The sequence below is a fragment of the Pseudomonas sp. 20-5 genome, assembly GCF_056782835.1.
This window is the reverse complement of sequence record NZ_CM165584.1, coordinates 5,377,259-5,396,255: the sequence shown is the minus strand read 5'-3', so window position 1 is coordinate 5,396,255 and position 18,997 is coordinate 5,377,259. Positions and strand designations below refer to the sequence as shown.

General features: G+C 63.6%; 17 protein-coding genes and 2 tRNA genes. 18 read left to right on the top strand and 1 reads right to left on the bottom strand.

Annotated elements, in window-relative coordinates; genetic code table 11:
• Positions 1 to 91: 91 nt before the first annotated feature.
• From carA to AC1RB9_RS24900, 5 genes are read left to right on the top strand one after another with little or no spacing between them, the layout of a single operon-like run.
• Positions 92 to 1,228 (top strand): glutamine-hydrolyzing carbamoyl-phosphate synthase small subunit, encoded by a 1,137-nt coding sequence (carA, locus tag AC1RB9_RS24920; protein ID WP_003095209.1) that lies wholly within the window; start codon positions 92 to 94, stop codon positions 1,226 to 1,228.
• A gap of 11 nt (positions 1,229 to 1,239) precedes the next feature.
• Entirely contained in the window at positions 1,240 to 1,890 is a 651-nt protein-coding gene (gene leuE / locus AC1RB9_RS24915; protein WP_003095208.1) for a leucine efflux protein LeuE, read from the top strand.
• A 19-nt stretch (positions 1,891 to 1,909) separates the two neighbouring features.
• On the top strand, positions 1,910 to 5,131 hold the full coding sequence (carB, locus tag AC1RB9_RS24910; RefSeq protein ID WP_003095207.1) for a carbamoyl-phosphate synthase large subunit: 3,222 nt from the start codon (positions 1,910 to 1,912) through the stop codon (positions 5,129 to 5,131).
• A complete protein-coding gene (greA, locus tag AC1RB9_RS24905) occupies positions 5,128 to 5,604 on the top strand; it encodes a transcription elongation factor GreA (protein WP_003095206.1) in 477 nt (158 codons plus the stop codon). The genes carB and greA overlap by 4 nt, the downstream gene beginning before the upstream one ends.
• Before the next feature lie 10 nt (positions 5,605 to 5,614).
• A complete protein-coding gene (locus tag AC1RB9_RS24900) occupies positions 5,615 to 6,022 on the top strand; it encodes a DUF4149 domain-containing protein (protein ID WP_003100510.1) in 408 nt (135 codons plus the stop codon).
• Positions 6,023 to 6,062: 40 nt separating this feature from the next.
• Here AC1RB9_RS24900 and yhbY read toward each other — a convergent pair whose 3' ends face one another.
• Positions 6,063 to 6,377, bottom strand: a complete 315-nt coding sequence (yhbY, locus tag AC1RB9_RS24895) for a ribosome assembly RNA-binding protein YhbY (protein WP_003095204.1) — start codon at positions 6,375 to 6,377, stop codon at positions 6,063 to 6,065.
• A gap of 94 nt (positions 6,378 to 6,471) precedes the next feature.
• Here yhbY and rlmE point away from each other — a divergent pair, with 94 nt between their 5' ends.
• From rlmE to truB, 13 genes are all read left to right on the top strand, one after another.
• Complete coding sequence (gene rlmE / locus AC1RB9_RS24890; RefSeq protein ID WP_003095202.1) at positions 6,472 to 7,095, top strand: 23S rRNA (uridine(2552)-2'-O)-methyltransferase RlmE; 624 nt, start codon at positions 6,472 to 6,474, stop codon at positions 7,093 to 7,095.
• Positions 7,096 to 7,293: 198 nt separating this feature from the next.
• Positions 7,294 to 9,213, top strand: coding sequence for an ATP-dependent zinc metalloprotease FtsH (gene ftsH / locus AC1RB9_RS24885; protein WP_003095200.1), 1,920 nt, complete (start codon positions 7,294 to 7,296; stop codon positions 9,211 to 9,213).
• Between the two features lie 9 nt (positions 9,214 to 9,222).
• Positions 9,223 to 10,074 carry a dihydropteroate synthase gene (folP, locus tag AC1RB9_RS24880; protein ID WP_003121077.1) on the top strand — a complete coding sequence of 284 codons (852 nt, stop codon included), beginning with the start codon at positions 9,223 to 9,225 and terminating at the stop codon, positions 10,072 to 10,074.
• Positions 10,075 to 10,090: 16 nt separating this feature from the next.
• A complete protein-coding gene (gene glmM / locus AC1RB9_RS24875) occupies positions 10,091 to 11,428 on the top strand; it encodes a phosphoglucosamine mutase (protein ID WP_003095196.1) in 1,338 nt (445 codons plus the stop codon).
• Between the two features lie 65 nt (positions 11,429 to 11,493).
• A complete protein-coding gene (gene tpiA / locus AC1RB9_RS24870; RefSeq protein WP_003457166.1) occupies positions 11,494 to 12,249 on the top strand; it encodes a triose-phosphate isomerase in 756 nt (251 codons plus the stop codon).
• A 2-nt stretch (positions 12,250 to 12,251) separates the two neighbouring features.
• A complete protein-coding gene (gene secG, locus AC1RB9_RS24865) occupies positions 12,252 to 12,641 on the top strand; it encodes a preprotein translocase subunit SecG (RefSeq protein ID WP_003095194.1) in 390 nt (129 codons plus the stop codon).
• 13 nt (positions 12,642 to 12,654) lie between these two features.
• Positions 12,655 to 12,740, top strand: a tRNA-Leu gene (locus AC1RB9_RS24860).
• 90 nt (positions 12,741 to 12,830) lie between these two features.
• Positions 12,831 to 12,907 (top strand) — tRNA-Met (locus AC1RB9_RS24855).
• A 126-nt stretch (positions 12,908 to 13,033) separates the two neighbouring features.
• A complete protein-coding gene (rimP, locus tag AC1RB9_RS24850) occupies positions 13,034 to 13,492 on the top strand; it encodes a ribosome maturation factor RimP (RefSeq protein WP_003095193.1) in 459 nt (152 codons plus the stop codon).
• Between the two features lie 44 nt (positions 13,493 to 13,536).
• The gene (gene nusA / locus AC1RB9_RS24845) at positions 13,537 to 15,018 is read left to right on the top strand and encodes a transcription termination factor NusA (protein WP_003095192.1); all 1,482 of its coding nucleotides are present in this window, start codon (positions 13,537 to 13,539) and stop codon (positions 15,016 to 15,018) included.
• A 27-nt stretch (positions 15,019 to 15,045) separates the two neighbouring features.
• A complete protein-coding gene (infB, locus tag AC1RB9_RS24840) occupies positions 15,046 to 17,568 on the top strand; it encodes a translation initiation factor IF-2 (protein WP_003113908.1) in 2,523 nt (840 codons plus the stop codon).
• 102 nt (positions 17,569 to 17,670) lie between these two features.
• Positions 17,671 to 18,060 (top strand): 30S ribosome-binding factor RbfA, encoded by a 390-nt coding sequence (gene rbfA, locus AC1RB9_RS24835; protein WP_003095188.1) that lies wholly within the window; start codon positions 17,671 to 17,673, stop codon positions 18,058 to 18,060.
• A 2-nt stretch (positions 18,061 to 18,062) separates the two neighbouring features.
• Entirely contained in the window at positions 18,063 to 18,977 is a 915-nt protein-coding gene (truB, locus tag AC1RB9_RS24830) for a tRNA pseudouridine(55) synthase TruB (RefSeq protein ID WP_003100522.1), read from the top strand.
• The last annotated feature ends 20 nt before the right edge of the window (positions 18,978 to 18,997 follow it).

Sequence of the window (18,997 nt, the reverse complement as noted above, 5' to 3'; positions counted from 1 at the left end):
GAATCGAAAAAAAGCGGGATGACTCTTCACGGTGTCATCCCGCTTTTTTACACCTGCGCGACCAGTCAGGCTTGATTTACGGGAGGTCTTCTTGACTAAGCCAGCCATACTTGCACTTGCCGACGGCAGCATTTTTCGCGGTGAAGCCATCGGTGCCGACGGTCAGACCGTTGGCGAGGTGGTGTTCAACACCGCCATGACCGGCTACCAGGAAATCCTTACCGATCCTTCCTACGCCCAGCAGATCGTCACCCTGACCTACCCGCACATCGGCAATACCGGTACCACCCCGGAAGACGCCGAGGCCAACCGTGTCTGGGCCGCCGGCCTGATCATCCGCGACCTGCCGCTGATCGCCAGCAACTGGCGCAGCAAGCAGTCGCTGCCTGACTACCTGAAAGCCAACGGCACCGTCGCCATCGCCGGCATCGATACCCGTCGCCTGACCCGTATCCTCCGCGAGAAGGGTTCGCAGAACGGCTGCATCCTGGCTGGTGCCGACGCTACCGAGGAACGCGCGCTGGAGCTGGCTCGCGCCTTCCCCGGCCTGAAGGGCATGGACCTGGCCAAGGAGGTCACCACCGCCGAGCGCTACGAGTGGCGCTCCAGCGTCTGGAACCTGGAAAGCGACAGTCACCCGGAGATCCCGGCCGGTGAACTGCCGTATCACGTGGTGGCCTACGACTACGGCGTCAAGCTGAACATCCTGCGCATGCTGGTGGCGCGGGGCTGCCGCCTGACCGTGGTGCCGGCGCAGACGCCGGCCAGCGAAGTGCTGGCGCTGAACCCGGACGGCATCTTCCTTTCCAACGGCCCCGGCGACCCCGAACCGTGCGACTACGCGATCCAGGCGATCCGCGAATTCCTCGATACCGAGATCCCGGTGTTCGGCATCTGCCTCGGCCATCAGTTGCTGGCCCTGGCCTCTGGCGCCAAGACCCTGAAGATGGGCCACGGCCACCACGGCGCCAACCACCCGGTGCAGGACCTGGACAGCGGCGTGGTGATGATCACCAGCCAGAACCACGGTTTCGCGGTCGACGAGAGCACCCTGCCGGACAACCTGCGAGCCACTCACAAGTCGCTGTTCGACGGTACCCTGCAGGGTATCGAGCGCACCGACAAGGTCGCTTTCAGCTTCCAGGGCCACCCCGAGGCGAGCCCCGGTCCGCATGACGTCGCCCCGCTGTTCGACCGCTTCATCTCGGCGATGGCCGAGCGTCGCTGAGGAGCAGAGCCATGCCGACCCTGGGGATAACCGATTTCTGGACCTACGTGCTGGGTGTGGTTTTCGTGATCCTGTTGCCCGGGCCGAACTCGTTGTTCGTCCTCGCGACTTCGGCCCAGCGTGGCGTGGCGACCGGCTACCGGGCCGCCTGCGGCGTGTTCCTCGGCGACGCGGTGCTGATGCTGCTGTCGGCCCTTGGCGTGGCGTCCCTGCTGAAGGCCGAGCCGATGCTGTTCATCGGCCTGAAGTACCTCGGTGCGGCCTACCTGTTCTATCTCGGCGTCGGCATGCTGCGGGGCGCCTGGCGCAAGCTGCGCAATCCCGAAGCGACGGCGGCGCAGGCCGAACAGGTGGATGTCCACCAGCCGTTCCGCAAGGCGCTGCTGCTCAGCCTGTCGAATCCCAAGGCGATCCTGTTCTTCATCTCCTTCTTCATCCAGTTCGTCGATCCCGGCTATGCCTATCCGGGTCTGTCGTTCCTGGTGCTGGCGGTGATCCTGGAACTGGTCAGCGCCCTTTACCTGAGCTTCCTGATTTTCACCGGTGTGCGGCTGGCGGCCTGGTTCCGCCGGCGGCAACGGTTGGCTGCCGGCGCCACTTCGGGCGTCGGCGCCCTGTTCGTCGGCTTTGGTGTGAAGCTGGCCACCGCAACCCTGTCCTGATTATTGCAACGAGAGTCCCATGCCAAAACGTACAGACATAAAGAGCATCCTGATCCTCGGTGCCGGCCCCATCGTGATTGGCCAGGCCTGCGAATTCGACTACTCCGGCGCCCAGGCCTGCAAGGCCCTGCGCGAGGAGGGCTACCGCGTCATCCTGGTGAACTCCAACCCCGCGACCATCATGACCGACCCGGCGATGGCCGACGCGACCTACATCGAGCCGATCAAGTGGGCCACCGTGGCCAAGATCATCGAGAAGGAACGCCCCGACGCGCTGCTGCCGACCATGGGCGGCCAGACTGCGCTGAACTGCGCCCTGGACCTGGAGCGCCACGGCGTGCTGGAGAAGTTCGGCGTGGAGATGATCGGCGCCAATGCCGATACCATCGACAAGGCCGAGGACCGCTCGCGCTTCGACAAGGCGATGAAGGATATCGGCCTGGCCTGTCCGCGCTCGGGCATCGCCCACAGCATGGAGGAGGCCTACGGCGTGCTCGAGCAGGTCGGCTTCCCCTGCATCATCCGTCCGTCCTTCACCATGGGCGGCACCGGCGGCGGTATCGCCTACAACCGTGAAGAGTTCGAAGAGATCTGCGCCCGTGGCCTCGACCTGTCGCCGACCAACGAGCTGCTGATCGACGAGTCGCTGATCGGCTGGAAGGAATACGAGATGGAGGTGGTCCGCGACAAGAAGGACAACTGCATCATCGTCTGCTCCATCGAGAACTTCGACCCGATGGGCGTGCACACCGGTGACTCGATCACCGTGGCACCGGCGCAGACCCTGACCGACAAGGAATACCAGATCATGCGCAACGCCTCGCTGGCGGTATTGCGCGAGATCGGCGTGGAAACCGGCGGTTCCAACGTGCAGTTCGGCATCTGCCCGAACACCGGGCGCATGGTGGTGATCGAGATGAACCCGCGGGTTTCCCGCTCCTCGGCCCTGGCCTCCAAGGCCACCGGTTTCCCGATCGCCAAGATCGCCGCCAAGCTGGCGGTCGGCTACACCCTCGACGAACTGCAGAACGACATCACCGGCGGTCGCACCCCGGCGTCGTTCGAGCCGGCCATCGACTACGTGGTGACCAAGATCCCGCGCTTCGCCTTCGAGAAATTCCCGAAAGCCGATGCCCGCCTGACCACCCAGATGAAGTCGGTCGGCGAAGTCATGGCCATCGGCCGGACCTTCCAGGAGTCGGTGCAGAAAGCCTTGCGCGGCCTGGAAGTCGGCGCCACCGGCTTCGATCCGAAGCTCGACCTGAACGACCCGGAGGCCGACAGCATCCTCAAGCGCGAGCTGACCGTGCCCAGCGCCGAGCGTGTCTGGTACGTCGCCGACGCCTTCCGCGCCGGCAAGAGCGTCGAGGAAGTGTTCGAGCTGACCCGCATCGACGAATGGTTCCTGGTGCAGATCGAGGACCTGGTCAAGGACGAGGAGAAGGTCAAGACCCTCGGCCTGTCCTCCATCGATCGCGAGCTGATGTACAAGCTCAAGCGCAAGGGCTTCTCCGACGCGCGCCTGGCCAAGCTGCTCGGCGTCACCGAGAAGAACCTGCGCAGCCATCGCCACAAGCTGAAGGTACTGCCGGTCTACAAGCGCGTCGATACCTGCGCCGCCGAGTTCGCCACCGACACCGCCTACATGTATTCGACCTATGAGGAAGAGTGCGAGGCCAACCCGTCGAGCCGCGAGAAGATCATGATCCTCGGCGGCGGTCCGAACCGCATCGGCCAGGGCATCGAGTTCGACTACTGCTGCGTGCACGCGGCGCTGGCGATGCGCGAAGACGGCTACGAGACCATCATGGTCAACTGCAACCCGGAAACCGTCTCCACCGACTATGACACCTCCGACCGCCTGTACTTCGAGCCGGTGACCCTCGAGGACGTCCTTGAGATCGTCCGCGTCGAGCAGCCCAAGGGCGTGATCGTCCAGTACGGCGGCCAGACCCCGCTGAAGCTCTGCCGCGCCCTCGAAGAGGCCGGCGTGCCGATCATCGGCACCAGCCCGGACGCCATCGACCGTGCCGAAGACCGCGAGCGCTTCCAGCAGATGGTCCAGCGCCTGAACCTGCGCCAGCCGGCCAACGCCACCGCGCGCAGCGAAGACGAGGCCCTGGCCGCGTCCAAGGCCATCGGATATCCGCTGGTGGTTCGCCCGTCCTACGTGCTGGGCGGGCGGGCGATGGAAATCGTCTACCAGGAAGAAGAACTCAAGCGCTACATGCGCGAGGCGGTGCAGGTTTCCAACGACAGCCCGGTGCTGCTCGACCACTTCCTCAACTGCGCCATCGAAGTCGACATCGACGCGGTATGCGACGGCGAGATCGTGGTGATCGGCGCGATCATGCAGCACATCGAGCAGGCTGGCGTTCACTCCGGCGACTCCGCCTGTTCGCTGCCGCCGTACTCGCTGCCGCAGCACATCCAGGACGAGATCCGCGAGCAGGTCAAGAAAATGGCCCTGGAGCTTGGCGTGGTCGGCCTGATGAACGTGCAGATGGCGGTGCAGGGCGAGGATATCTTCGTCATCGAGGTCAATCCGCGCGCCTCGCGTACCGTGCCGTTCGTCTCCAAGTGCGTCGGCGAGTCGCTGGCCAAGGTCGCCGCCCGCGTCATGGCCGGCAAGACCCTGGCCGAGGTCGGCTTCACCCAGGAAATCATCCCGCCGTTCTTCAGCGTCAAGGAAGCGGTGTTCCCGTTCGCCAAGTTCCCCGGCGTCGATCCGATCCTCGGCCCGGAAATGAAGTCCACTGGTGAAGTGATGGGCGTCGGTGATAGCTTTGCCGAAGCCTTTGCCAAGGCTCAGTTGGGGGCCAGCGAGATCCTCCCGACCGCCGGTTGCGCCTTCATCAGCGTCCGCGAAGACGACAAGCCGTTCGCCGCCCAGGTGGCTGGCGACCTGGTCGCGCTGGGCTTCGAAGTGGTAGCCACCGCCGGTACCGCGCGTGTCATTGAGGCCGCGGGCCTGCCGGTGCGTCGCGTGAACAAGGTGACCGAAGGTCGCCCGCACGTGGTGGACATGATCAAGAACGACGAGGTCACCCTGATCATCAACACCACCGAGGGCCGGCAGTCCATCGCTGACTCCTACTCCATTCGTCGAAACGCCCTGCAGCACAAGATCTGCTGCACCACCACCATTGCGGGTGGGCAGGCGATCTGTGAGGCGCTCAAGTTCGGTCCCGAGAAGACCGTTCGGCGTCTGCAGGATCTCCACGCAGGAATCAAGGCATGAGCAAGTTCCCCATGACCGTCCAGGGCGCCCGCGCCCTGGAAGAAGAAGTGAAACACCTGAAGGGCGTGCTGCGCCCGCAGATCAGCCAGGCCATCGCCGAAGCGCGTGAACTGGGCGACCTCAAGGAAAACGCCGAGTACCATGCGGCGCGCGAACAGCAGGGCATGGTCGAGGCGCGTATCCGCGACATCGAGGCCAAGCTGTCCAACGCCCAGGTCATCGATGTCACCGCCATCCCGCACAGCGGCAAGGTGATCTTCGGCACCACCGTCGACATCGCCAATGTCGAGACCGACGAGACCGTGACCTACCAGATCGTCGGCGACGACGAGGCGGATATCAAGGGTGGCAAGATCTCGGTGAATTCGCCGATCGCCCGTGCGCTGATCGGCAAGACCGAAGGCGATGCCGTGCTGGTGAGAACCCCGGGCGGCGACGTCGAGTACGAGATCGTCGAGGTTCGCCATATCTAAGCGCGCCCCGTTGCGCGCAGGCGCGATCAGTTGGCTGCTGGCCCAGACGTTCTGGGTCGGCGGCCTCTGGTTGCTGCAGTTCGTGGTCCTGCCTGCGTTGGCCAAGACCGGACTGGCGCCGCTGCTGGTGGAAACCGTAGCCGCGGCGTTGACGCCGCTGCTGATCGGCTTCGCCGGATTCTGTGCGGTGCTGCAGGCGCTGGTGTTGGTGTCGAGCCACGGGCCGAGGAGCCTTTGGCGAGACCTTCGCGGTCAGCTGTTGCTCGCCGTCGCGCTGCTCTGCCTGGTGTACTTCCTGGTGCGTGGGCTGGCGCCCGAGGCGGTGCGCTGGCTGCTGTTCAACTACCTGGCGGTGGCGATGTGTGGCCTGCTGCTGGTGTTGCAGCCGGTACCGGGGCGGGACGAGGAATACGTCTGAACCAGGTCGGGAAGTTTCCCGACCTTGGTTGGATGGGACATCAGATGCCGGCGAAACGGCTGATGTTCGAGAGATTCTTGTTCGGCTTCGGGTTCTTCCGATAGACCAGCGCCATCTTGCCGATGCTTTGCACCAGGTCGCTGCGCGACTGCGCGCAGAGTTCGTCGAGCAGGGCGCGGCGATCGTCGCGCTCGGCCAGCGCCAGTTTCACCTTGATCAGTTCGTGATCGTTGAGTGCGCGCTCGAGTTCGGCGAGAACGCCTTCGGTCAAGCCGTTCTCGGCTACGATCAATACCGGTTTCAGGTGGTGACCGATAGATTTGAACTGTTTCTTCTGCTCTTGAGTGAGCGCCATAATCAGACCCCTGGGAAAAAGTCGTCTATTTTACCCCAGTTTTAGTCCAAGTGATGCTGCCCCCGCCGACCGGGGGTGCCCGAAGAGGTATTCCGTGGCCCGCTCCAAAACCAGCCAGCGTTGGCTGAAAGAACATTTCGACGATCCCTACGTGAAGATGGCCCAGCGCGATGGCTATCGCTCGCGCGCCAGCTACAAGCTGCTGGAGATCCAGGAGAAGGACCGCATCCTGCGTCCGGGCATGACCGTGGTCGACCTGGGCGCCGCGCCGGGCGGGTGGTCGCAGGTCACCAGCCGGGTGATCGGCGACCGCGGCCGGCTGATCGCTTCGGACATCCTCGAGATGGACAGCATCCCCGACGTCACCTTCATCCAGGGCGACTTCACCGAGGACGCGGTGTTCGCGCGGATCCTCGAGGCGATCGGCGACCATCCGGTAGACCTTGTGATTTCCGATATGGCCCCCAATATGAGTGGAGTGCGGGCCGCCGACCAGCCGCGCGCCATGTATCTCTGCGAACTGGCGCTGGACCTGGCCGGCCGTGTGCTGCGGCCGGGCGGCGATTTCCTGATCAAGATCTTCCAGGGCGAAGGTTTCGACCAGTACCACAAGCAGGCCCGGGAAATGTTCGACAAGGTACAGATGCGCAAGCCCCTGTCGTCGCGTGATCGTTCGCGGGAACAGTATCTGCTCGCACGCGGCTTTCGCGGGGAATAGACTGGAATGATTGACCCTATAGCCTGTCTATTGGTCGATGACCTGTTGTGCCGGGACGGGCGAGGGTTCATAAAGGGTTACAGACAACGCCTGCGTGCGCGGGCGCTTGTGTAGTACTTTTGGCCGGAAGGAGTCTGGCCGTCGTGTGAAGCGGTTTCCAGGACGGAGCCGGCTTCAGAGGGTAGTCAATTGAACGACATGGCAAAGAATCTGATTCTGTGGCTGATCATCGCGGCGGTACTGGTGACCGTGATGAACAATTTCTCGAGCCCGAGCGAGCCACAGACGCTGAACTACTCGGACTTCATCCAGCAGGTCAAGGATGGCAAGGTCGAGCGAGTGACCGTGGATGGCTATGTCATCACCGGCAAGCGTAGCGACGGCGATACCTTCAAGACCATCCGCCCGGCGATCCAGGACAACGGCCTGATCGGCGACCTGGTCAACAACAACGTCGTGGTCGAGGGCAAGCAGCCCGAACAGCAGAGCATCTGGACCCAGTTGCTGGTCGCCAGCTTCCCGATCCTGGTGATCATCGCCGTCTTCATGTTCTTCATGCGCCAGATGCAGGGTGGCGGCGGCGGTCGCGGCGGCCCGATGAGCTTCGGCAAGAGCAAGGCGCGCCTGCTGTCCGAGGATCAGGTCAAGACCACCTTCGCTGACGTCGCCGGCTGCGACGAGGCCAAGGAGGAGGTCAGCGAGCTGGTCGAGTTCCTTCGCGATCCGGGCAAGTTCCAGCGCCTGGGCGGCCGTATCCCGCGCGGCGTGCTGATGGTCGGCCCGCCCGGCACCGGCAAGACCCTGCTGGCCAAGGCCATCGCCGGCGAAGCCAAGGTGCCGTTCTTCACCATTTCCGGTTCCGACTTCGTCGAGATGTTCGTCGGCGTGGGCGCTTCCCGTGTCCGCGACATGTTCGACCAGGCCAAGAAGCATGCGCCGTGCATCATCTTCATCGACGAGATCGACGCCGTCGGCCGCCATCGCGGCGCCGGCCTGGGCGGTGGTCACGACGAGCGCGAGCAGACCCTCAACCAGTTGCTGGTGGAGATGGATGGCTTCGAGATGAACGATGGCATCATCGTCATCGCTGCCACCAACCGTCCGGACGTTCTGGACCCGGCGCTGCTGCGCCCGGGCCGCTTCGACCGCCAGGTGGTGGTCGGCTTGCCGGATATCCGCGGGCGCGAACAGATCCTCAAGGTGCACATGCGCAAGGTGCCGCTGGGCGACCATGTCGATCCTGCCGTCATCGCCCGCGGTACGCCCGGTTTCTCCGGCGCCGACCTGGCCAACCTGGTCAACGAGGCTTCGCTGTTCGCCGCGCGCTCCAACAAGCGCATCGTCGACATGCGCGAGTTCGAGCTGGCCAAGGACAAGATCATGATGGGCGCCGAGCGCAAGACCATGGTCATGTCCGAGAAGGAGAAGCGCAACACCGCCTACCACGAAGCCGGCCACGCCATCGTCGGTCGCCTGGTGCCGGAGCATGACCCGGTCTACAAGGTGTCCATCATTCCGCGCGGACGCGCCCTGGGCGTGACCATGTTCCTCCCCGAGGAAGATCGCTACAGCCTGTCCAAGCGCGCGCTGGAAAGCCAGATCTGCTCGCTGTTCGGCGGCCGTATCGCGGAAGAGATGACCCTCGGCTTCGAAGGCGTCACCACTGGCGCTTCCAACGACATCATGCGTGCTACCCAGTTGGCGCGGAACATGGTGACCAAGTGGGGTCTGTCCGAGAAGCTCGGCCCGCTGATGTACGCGGAGGAGGAGGGCGAGGTGTTCCTCGGCCGTAGCGCCGGCAGCCAGCACGCCAATGTGTCGGGCGAGACCGCCAAGATGATCGACCAGGAAGTCCGGCGCATCATCGACGACTGCTACGGTACCGCCAAGCGACTGCTCGACGAGAACCGCGACAAGCTGGAGATGATGGCCGACGCACTGATGAAGTACGAAACCATCGACTCCGACCAGATCGACGACATCATGGCCGGTCGCGTGCCGCGCGAGCCGCGTGACTGGCAGGGTGGTTCGGGTACCGGCACCCCGCCGGCCAACCTGGAAGAGTCGGGCCGCCGCGAGAACACCCCTCCCATCGGTGGGCCGGCCGGCGAGCACTGAGAGCCCTGAATGAGCAATCCGCAATACCCGACCCGACTGCCTTGCGGCAGTCGGGTTCTTGATTTGGCCCGCCCACATGTCATGGGCATCCTCAATGTCACCCCCGATTCCTTTTCCGATGGCGGCCGTTACGACCGGCTGGACGATGCCCTGCGGCATGCCGAGCGCATGGTGCGGGAAGGCGCAACGCTCATCGACGTCGGCGGCGAGTCGACCCGTCCCGGTGCGCGCAGCGTTTCTCCGACGGAGGAGCTGGAGCGGGTCGCTCCGGTAGTCGAACGCATCGCTCGCGAGCTGGACGTCGTGATTTCGGTGGATACCTCCACGCCCGCGGTCATGCGCGAAACTGCGCGTCTCGGAGCGGGTCTGATCAACGACGTCCGTTCGCTGCAGCGCGACGGTGCGCTGGATGCTGCGGTGGATAGCGGCCTGGCGGTCTGCCTCATGCACATGCGTGGAGAACCGCAGACCATGCAGGATGCGCCTGCCTACCAGGATGTGGTGGCGGAAGTCGGCGCGTTCCTGCAGGAGCGTGTGAATGCCTGCGTGGCGGCCGGAATCGACCGCGAGCGGCTGTTGCTGGATCCGGGTTTCGGTTTTGCCAAGACACTGGAGCACAACCTGGTGCTGTTCAGGCATCTGCAGGCACTCCATGGCCTGGGCTTGCCGTTGTTGGTCGGCGTTTCGCGCAAGAGCATGATCGGCAAGGTACTGGGGCGGGAGGTGGACGAACGCCTCTACGGCAGCCTAGCTCTGGCGGCCCTGGCGCTGGCCAAGGGCGCACGGATAATTCGAGTGCATGACGTGGCGGCGACCGTCGACGTGATGCGAATGATCTCCGCCGTTGAAATGGCGGATTGAGCACGGAAGACAAAAGATGAGCAGAAAATACTTCGGGACTGACGGTATCCGTGGTCGTGTTGGCGAGTTTCCGATTACTCCGGACTTCGTTCTCAAGCTGGGCTGGGCGGTGGGCATGGCCTTCCGCCGGCAGGGCAACTGCCGGGTCCTGATCGGCAAGGACACGCGCAGCTCGGGTTACATGTTCGAGTCGGCCTTCGAGGCCGGGCTCTCCGCTTCCGGCGCCGATACCCTGTTGCTGGGACCGATGCCTACCCCCGGCATCGCCTACCTGACGCGGACTTTCCACGCCGAGGCCGGGGTGGTGATCAGCGCTTCGCACAATCCCCACGACGACAACGGCATCAAGTTCTTCTCCGGGCAGGGGACCAAGCTGCCGGACGACGTCGAGCTGATGATCGAGGAGCTGCTCGATGCGCCGATGACCGTGGTGGAGTCCGCCCGTCTCGGCAAGGTTTCGCGGATCAATGACGCGGCGGGGCGCTACATCGAATTCTGTAAGAGCAGCGTGCCGACCAGCACCGACTTCAACGGTCTCAAGGTCGTGCTCGACTGCGCCAACGGCGCTACCTACAAGATCGCTCCCAGCGTCTTCCGGGAACTGGGCGCGGAAGTGACGGTGCTGGCGGCCAGCCCGAATGGCCTGAACATCAACGACAAGTGCGGTTCCACTCACCTGGATGGCCTGCAGGCTGCGGTGGTCGAGCACCATGCCGACCTCGGCATCGCCTTCGACGGCGACGGCGACCGGGTGATGATGGTCGACCATACCGGTGCGGTCGTGGATGGCGACGAACTGCTTTTCCTCATCGCGCGCGACCTGCAGGAAAGCGGGCGCCTGCAGGGCGGTGTGGTCGGCACCCTGATGAGCAACCTCGGCCTGGAGCTGGCTTTGCAGGAACTGCATATCCCGTTCGTGCGGGCGAAGGTCGGCGATCGCTATGTGATGGCCGAACTGCTGGCTCGGAACTGGATGCTGGGAGGGGAGAATTCGGGACATATCGTCTGCTGCCAGAACACCACGACGGGCGATGCCATCATCGCGGCGCTACAGGTGCTGATGGCGCTCAAGCATCGCGGCCAGACCCTGGCCGAGGCGCGCCAGGGGATTCGCAAGTGCCCCCAGGTGCTGATCAATGTGCGCTTCAAGGGCGAAAACGATCCGCTCGAGCACCCCTCGGTGAAGGAGGCCAGCGTCCGCGTCACCGAGCAAATGGGCGGGCGCGGTCGTGTCCTGCTGCGCAAATCCGGCACAGAGCCGTTGGTCCGGGTGATGGTCGAGGGTGACGAGGAAGCTAGCGTTCGTGCCCACGCCGAACAGCTGGCAAAAATTGTTTCTGAGGTATGTGCTTGATTTTGCTTGCCAGTCTGGAAACTGTTGAGTAACATCTGCGCCCACTTTGCCCCGCGAGGTACAGCATGCGTCGACCCTTGGTGGCCGGTAACTGGAAAATGCACGGTACGCATTCCAGTGTGGCCGAGTTGATCAAAGGCTTGCGTCAGCTGGCGTTGCCGGGCGGAGTCGATGTAGCTGTGATGCCACCTTGCTTGTTCATCAGCCAGGTCATCCAGGGCCTGGCCGGCAAGGCGATCAATGTAGGTGCGCAGAACAGCGCCGTCGAGCCGATGCAAGGCGCGCTGACCGGTGAGACTGCTCCCAGTCAGTTGGCGGATGTCGGTTGTAGCATGGTCCTCGTGGGCCACTCGGAGCGTCGCCTGATTCTCGGCGAGAGTGACGAGGTTGTGAGTCGCAAGTTTGCCGCGGCTCAGTCGTGCGGCCTGGTGCCGGTGCTGTGTGTCGGGGAGACCCGGGCGGAGCGCGAGGCGGGCAAGACGCTGGAGGTTGTCGCAAGGCAGCTGGGAAGCGTGATCGACGAGTTGGGTGTTGGAGCTTTTGCTCGCGCAGTCGTGGCTTACGAGCCGGTCTGGGCGATCGGGACCGGGTTGACCGCGTCCCCCGCGCAAGCCCAGGAAGTGCACGCGGCGATCCGCGCGCAACTGGCAGCGGAAAATGCCGAGGTCGCAAAAGGTGTGCGACTCCTTTACGGCGGCAGTGTAAAGGCGGCAAGTGCAGCCGAGTTGTTCGGCATGCCGGATATCGATGGGGGGCTGGTAGGTGGAGCCTCCCTCAATGCGGATGAGTTCGGCGCGATCTGTCGTGCCGCGGGAAGCTGAAGATGCTGGAAAAGGTCGTAATTGTCGTGCACCTGCTGATGGCATTGGGTCTTGTTGGCCTGATCCTCGTTCAGCATGGCAAGGGTGCGGATGCAGGGGCTTCTTTCGGTGCAGGTGCTTCGGCAACTGTTTTCGGAAGCCAAGGTTCCGCTACCTTTTTGAGTCGGATTACTGGTATACTGGCAGCGGTTTTTTTCTTGACCAGCCTTGGCTTAGCGTACTTCGCTAAAGAAAAGTCTGATGCTCTGCAACACATCGGGCTGCCGGATCCGGCAGTTCTGGAGCAGAAGCAAGAGAAAGCACCGGCCGCTGACGATGTGCCGGTTCTTCAGGAGCAGTCCAAGCCTGCGGAAAGTGCAGGCGATGTACCGGCGGCTCCTGAACAGAAGTAAGAGAAAGGTTTCTGCCGAGGTGGTGGAATTGGTAGACACGCTACCTTGAGGTGGTAGTGGCCATAGGCTGTAGGGGTTCGAGTCCCCTCCTCGGTACCATATAAGCAAGCCCCGTCCTGCGGGGTTTGTCTCTGCAAGGTTCGGTTGACCCATCAAGGTGTCGGTCGTATAATCTTGCACCAGCTTTGACGCGGGGTGGAGCAGTCTGGTAGCTCGTCGGGCTCATAACCCGAAGGTCGTTGGTTCAAATCCAGCCCCCGCAACCAGTTTTTCAGGGCCCCTTTTTAGGGGCTTTTTGTTAGCTGGACAGTCCATGCCACGGTTCCGAGTGGCAATTTAGGGATGGGCGTTTCGCCCATTTTTTGTTTCTACGACATACGCGAGGCGATCAGGTGTCGAGCAAGCTAGAACAGTTGCAGGCCTTGCTGGCCCCTGTGGTCGAGGCGCTCGGCTATGAGTGCTGGGGCGTCGAGTTCATTTCCCAGGGTCGTCATTCGGTGTTGCGCGTCTATATCGACCGCCCCGAAGGCATCCTCATCGATGACTGTGAAGCCGTCAGTCGGCAGGTCAGCGGTATTCTCGACGTCGAAGACCCGATCAGCGGCGAGTACACCCTGGAGGTGTCCTCTCCGGGCATGGATCGGCCGCTGTTCACCCTCGAACAGTTCGCCAAGCATGCCGGCGAGCAAGTGAAGATCAGGCTGCGTTCGCCCTATGAGGGGCGGCGTAACTACCAAGGCATTCTCCGTGGTGTGGAGGAGCAGGATGTGGTGGTCCTGGTGGACGATCACGAGTACCTGCTGCCGATCGATTCGATCGACAAGGCCAACATCATTCCCCGTTTTGATTGAGACGCGAATCCGCGGATCCAATGGATTGAAAGGCGAGGCGTACAATGAGCAAAGAAGTACTGCTGGTTGTTGAGTCGGTATCCAACGAAAAGGGCGTACCGGCCGGCGTGATTTTCGAGGCGCTGGAGCTGGCTCTGGCGACCGCCACCAAGAAACGTTTCGAGGACGAGGTCGACCTGCGCGTCGAGATCAATCGTCATAACGGCAGCTACGAGACTTTCCGTCGTTGGCACGTCGTCGCCGACGAGGACTACCAGGACCCCGCCACCGAGATCACCGTCGAGGACGTCCAGGAGCAGAAGCCGGGCGCGAAGGTCGGCGAGGTCATCGAAGAAAAGATCGAATCCATCGAGTTCGGCCGCATCGCTGCGCAGACTGCCAAGCAGGTCATCGTGCAGAAGGTCCGCGAGGCCGAGCGCGCCCAGGTGGTCGATGCCTACCGCGAGAAGGTCGGCGAGATCATTTCCGGTACCGTGAAGAAGGTCACCCGCGACAACGTCATCGTCGATCTCGGCAACAACGCCGAGGCGCTGCTGGCCCGCGACCAGATCATTCCGCGCGAGACCTTCCGCGTTGGCACCCGCGTGCGTGCCCTGCTGAAGGAGATCCGTACCGAGAACCGCGGTCCTCAACTGGTCCTGTCGCGTACCGCGCCGGAAATGCTGATCGAGCTGTTCCGCATCGAAGTACCGGAAATCGCCGAGCAGTTGATCGACGTGATGGCCGCCGCCCGTGACCCGGGCTCGCGCGCCAAGATCGCCGTTCGTTCCAAGGACAAGCGCATCGACCCGCAGGGCGCCTGCATCGGCATGCGCGGTTCGCGCGTCCAGGCGGTATCCGGCGAGATCGGTGGAGAGCGGGTGGACATCGTCCTGTGGGACGACAACCCGGCGCAATTCGTGATCAACGCCATGGCTCCGGCCGAGGTGGCGGCGATCATCGTCGACGAGGATACCCATACCATGGATATCGCCGTCGCCGAGGACAATCTGGCGCAGGCTATCGGCCGCAGTGGCCAGAACGTCCGTCTGGCCAGCCAGTTGACCGGCTGGACCCTGAATGTGATGACCGAGGCGGATATCCAGGCCAAGCAACAGGCCGAGACCGGGGATATCCTGCAGCGCTTCGTCGACGAGCTGGATGTCGACGAGGAACTGGCCCAGGTACTGGTGGAAGAGGGCTTCACGACTCTTGAGGAAATCGCCTACGTACCGATGGAAGAGATGCTCAGCATCGATGGCTTCGACGAAGACATCGTCAACGAGCTGCGCTCCCGTGCCAAGGATCGCCTGCTGACCAAGGCCATTGCGACCGAAGAGAAGCTCGCCGACGCACAACCGGCAGAAGACCTGCTCAGCCTCGATGGCATGAGCAAGGAGCTGGCCCTGGACCTGGCGCTGCGTGGCGTAACCACCCGTGAAGATCTGGCCGAGCAATCGATCGACGATCTGCTCGACATCGACGGCATGGACGAAGAGCGTGCCGGCAAGTTGATCATGGCCGCCCGGGCCCATTGGTTCGAGTAAGCAGTCGCGGCCTGAGGAGAGAAGTGCATGACGCAAGTCACGGTGAAAGAACTGGCCCAGGTGGTCGACACACCGGTGGAGCGCCTGCTGCTGCAGATGCGTGACGCAGGTCTGCCGCACACCAGTGCCGAACAAGTTGTAACGGATAGCGAGAAGCAAGCCCTGCTGACCCACCTGAAAGGCAGCCATGGCGATCGCGCCAGCGAGCCGCGCAAGATCACCCTGCAACGCAAGACCACTACCACGCTGAAAGTGGGTGGCAGCAAGACGGTGAGCGTCGAAGTTCGCAAGAAGAAAACCTATGTCAAGCGCAGCCCCGACGAGATCGAGGCCGAGCGCCAGCGCGAACTCGAGGAGCAGCGCGCGGCGGAAGAGGCGGAGCGTCTGAAGGCCGAAGAGGCCGCTGCCCGCCAGCGTGCCGAAGAGGAAGCGCGCAAGGCCGAGGAAGCTGCGCGTGCCAAGGCTGCCCAGGAAGCAGCGGCTACTGCCGGTGCCGAGCCTGCCGTGGTGGCGGATGTCGCGGTTGCCGAACCAGTGGCCAAGCCTGCCGCCGTGGAAGAGCGCAAGAAGGAAGAGCCGCGCCGCGTGCCCAAGCGTGACGAGGACGATGACCGCCGCGACCGCAAGCACACCCAGCACCGTCCCTCGGTCAAGGAGAAGGAAAAGGTTCCTGCTCCGCGCGTGGCTCCACGCAGCACCGACGAGGAAAGCGATGGTTACCGTCGCGGCGGTCGTGGTGGCAAGTCGAAGCTGAAGAAGCGCAACCAGCACGGGTTCCAGAACCCGACAGGACCGATCGTGCGTGAAGTGAACATCGGTGAGACCATCACCGTAGCCGAGTTGGCCGCCCAGATGTCGGTCAAGGGTGCCGAAGTCGTCAAGTTCATGTTCAAGATGGGCTCCCCGGTGACCATCAACCAGGTCCTGGACCAGGAGACCGCCCAACTGGTCGCCGAAGAGCTGGGCCACAAGGTCAAGCTGGTCAGCGAGAACGCGCTGGAAGAACAACTGGCCGAGTCCCTGAAGTTCGAAGGCGAGGCAGTCACCCGCGCGCCGGTCGTCACCGTCATGGGCCACGTCGACCACGGCAAGACCTCGCTGCTCGACTACATCCGTCGCGCCAAGGTCGCCGCGGGCGAGGCCGGCGGCATCACCCAGCATATCGGTGCCTACCACGTCGAAACCGAGCGTGGCATGGTGACCTTCCTGGATACCCCCGGCCACGCCGCGTTCACCGCGATGCGTGCCCGTGGCGCCCAGGCGACCGACATCGTGATCCTGGTGGTCGCGGCCGACGACGGCGTCATGCCGCAGACCCAGGAAGCCGTGCAGCACGCGAAAGCGGCGGGCGTGCCGATCGTGGTCGCGGTGAACAAGATCGACAAGCCCGAGGCCAACCCGGACAACATCAAGAACGGCCTGGCCGCTCTCGACGTGATCCCGGAAGAGTGGGGCGGCGACGCTCCCTTCGTCCCGGTTTCGGCGAAGCTCGGTACTGGCGTCGATGAACTGCTCGAAGCGGTCCTGCTGCAGGCAGAAGTGCTCGAACTGAAAGCCACTCCGTCGGCCCCGGGCCGTGGCGTGGTGGTCGAGTCGCGCCTGGACAAGGGACGCGGCCCGGTGGCCACCGTGCTGGTCCAGGACGGTACCCTGCGCCAGGGCGACATGGTGCTGGTCGGCATCAACTACGGTCGTGTCCGCGCCATGCTCGACGAGAACGGCAAGCCGATCAAGGAAGCCGGCCCGTCGATCCCGGTCGAGATCCTCGGCCTGGACGGTACGCCGGATGCCGGTGACGAGATGACCGTGGTCGCCGACGAGAAGAAGGCCCGCGAAGTCGCCCTGTTCCGTCAAGGCAAGTTCCGTGAGGTGAAACTGGCGCGTGCCCATGCCGGCAAGCTGGAAAACATCTTCGAGAACATGGGCCAGGAAGAGAAGAAGACCCTGAACATCGTCCTCAAGGCCGATGTGCGCGGTTCGCTCGAGGCTCTGCAAGGCTCGCTCAGCGGCCTGGGCAACGACGAAGTGCAGGTCCGCGTGGTCGGTGGCGGCGTCGGTGGCATCACCGAGTCCGACGCCAACCTGGCGCTGGCTTCCAACGCGGTGCTGTTCGGCTTCAACGTGCGCGCCGACGCCGGCGCGCGCAAGATCGTCGAAGCCGAAGGTCTGGATATGCGTTACTACAACGTGATCTACGACATCATCGAGGACGTCAAGAAGGCCCTGACCGGCATGCTCGGCAGCGATCTGCGGGAGAACATCCTGGGCATCGCCGAGGTGCGCGACGTGTTCCGCTCGCCGAAGTTCGGCGCGATCGCCGGCTGCATGGTCACCGAGGGCATGGTGCACCGCAACCGTCCGATCCGCGTGCTGCGCGACGACGTGGTCATCTTCGAAGGCGAGCTGGAGTCTCTCCGTCGCTTCAAGGACGACGTCGCCGAAGTGCGTGCCGGCATGGAGTGCGGCATCGGCGTGAAGAGCTACAACGACGTCAAGGTCGGCGACAAGATCGAAGTGTTCGAGAAGGTCGAAGTCGCACGCAGCCTTTGATGGCGAGTGCGTAACCACAGCGCCCGGGCCGGCTTCCAGCTGTCCCGGGCGTTTGTCGCTTTTTTTTCCAGTGACCGGGTGTCGCTGGAGGCAGGTTGAAAAATGGCAAAAGACTACAGCCGTACCCAGCGTATCGGCGATCAGATGCAACGCGAACTGGCTCAACTGATCCAGCGCGAGATCAAGGACCCGCGCCTGGGCCTGGTCACCATCACCGGTGTCGAGGTCAGCCGCGACGTGGCGCACGCCAAGGTGTTCATCACCGTCATGGGCCAGGACGATGCCGGCAAGATCGCCCTGAACATGGAAATCCTCAACGACGCCGCCGGCTACCTGCGCATGCTGCTGGGCAAGTCGATGAAGCTGCGCAGCGTGCCGCAACTGCATTTCCACTACGACGAAAGCATCCGCCGCGGCGCCGAGCTGTCGGCGCTGATCGAGCGTGCGGTGGCCGAAGACGGCCGCCGCCACGGCGACGAGACCGAGGACTGAGCGTGGCCCAGGTGAAGCGTATCCGCCGCTCCATCAGCGGCATCCTGGTGCTCGACAAGCCGCGCGGCATGAGTTCCAACCAGGCACTGCAGAAAGTCCGCTGGCTGCTCAATGCCGAGAAGGCCGGCCACACCGGCAGCCTCGACCCGCTGGCCACCGGGGTGCTGCCGCTGTGCTTCGGCGAGGCGACCAAGTTCTCCCAGTATCTTCTCGATGCCGACAAGGGTTACGAGACGGTGATGCGCATGGGCATCACCACCACCACCGGCGACGCCGAGGGCGAACTGCTCGCCGAGCGGGACGTGACCGTCGGTCGGGACGATCTCGAACAGGCCCTGCCGCGCTTCCGTGGCGACATAGAGCAGGTGCCGCCGATGTACTCGGCGCTGAAGAAAGACGGACAGCCGCTGTACAAGCTCGCCCGTGCAGGAGAGGTAGTGGAGCGCGAGGCGCGTTCTGTTACTATTACGCGCCTGGATTTGCTCTCCTTCGAGCCGCCCTGTGCGACCCTGGCCGTTTCCTGCAGCAAAGGCACCTACGTGCGTACGCTGGTGGAAGATCTCGGCCAGGTCCTGGGCTGCGGCGCGCACGTCGCGGCACTGCGGCGGACCCAGGCCGGGCCGTTCGCCCTGGCCCAGGCGATCACCCTCGAGACGCTCGAACGCGTGCATGCCGAAGGTGGTCCGGAAGCGCTGGACCAATTCCTGATGCCGGAAGACAGCGGCCTGTTGCATTGGCCGGTGTTGCAGTTGTCCGAGCACAGTGCGTACTACTGGCTGCACGGGCAGCCGGTGCGGGCCCCGGAAGCGCCGAAGTTCGGCTGGCTGCGGGTGCAGGATCACACAGGTCGTTTCATCGGTATCGGTGAAGTGACCGACGATGGGCGTATCGCCCCGCGTCGACTGATTCGGTCATAAGACCGATACGAGGGTGGCTG

What these genes read in the sequence shown, in the direction of transcription:
- tpiA (WP_003457166.1), top strand. Translation starts at nt 11,494, where the DNA reads ATGCGTCGACCCTTGGTGGCCGGTAACTGGAAAATGCACGGTACGCAT.
- greA (WP_003095206.1), top strand. Translation starts at nt 5,128, where the DNA reads ATGAGCAAGTTCCCCATGACCGTCCAGGGCGCCCGCGCCCTGGAAGAA.
- glmM (WP_003095196.1), top strand. Translation starts at nt 10,091, where the DNA reads ATGAGCAGAAAATACTTCGGGACTGACGGTATCCGTGGTCGTGTTGGC.
- rbfA (WP_003095188.1), top strand. Translation starts at nt 17,671, where the DNA reads ATGGCAAAAGACTACAGCCGTACCCAGCGTATCGGCGATCAGATGCAA.
- secG (WP_003095194.1), top strand. Translation starts at nt 12,252, where the DNA reads ATGCTGGAAAAGGTCGTAATTGTCGTGCACCTGCTGATGGCATTGGGT.
- folP (WP_003121077.1), top strand. Translation starts at nt 9,223, where the DNA reads ATGAGCAATCCGCAATACCCGACCCGACTGCCTTGCGGCAGTCGGGTT.
- leuE (WP_003095208.1), top strand. Translation starts at nt 1,240, where the DNA reads ATGCCGACCCTGGGGATAACCGATTTCTGGACCTACGTGCTGGGTGTG.
- ftsH (WP_003095200.1), top strand. Translation starts at nt 7,294, where the DNA reads ATGGCAAAGAATCTGATTCTGTGGCTGATCATCGCGGCGGTACTGGTG.
- infB (WP_003113908.1), top strand. Translation starts at nt 15,046, where the DNA reads ATGACGCAAGTCACGGTGAAAGAACTGGCCCAGGTGGTCGACACACCG.
- nusA (WP_003095192.1), top strand. Translation starts at nt 13,537, where the DNA reads ATGAGCAAAGAAGTACTGCTGGTTGTTGAGTCGGTATCCAACGAAAAG.
- carB (WP_003095207.1), top strand. Translation starts at nt 1,910, where the DNA reads ATGCCAAAACGTACAGACATAAAGAGCATCCTGATCCTCGGTGCCGGC.
- yhbY (WP_003095204.1), bottom strand. Translation starts at nt 6,377, where the DNA reads ATGGCGCTCACTCAAGAGCAGAAGAAACAGTTCAAATCTATCGGTCAC.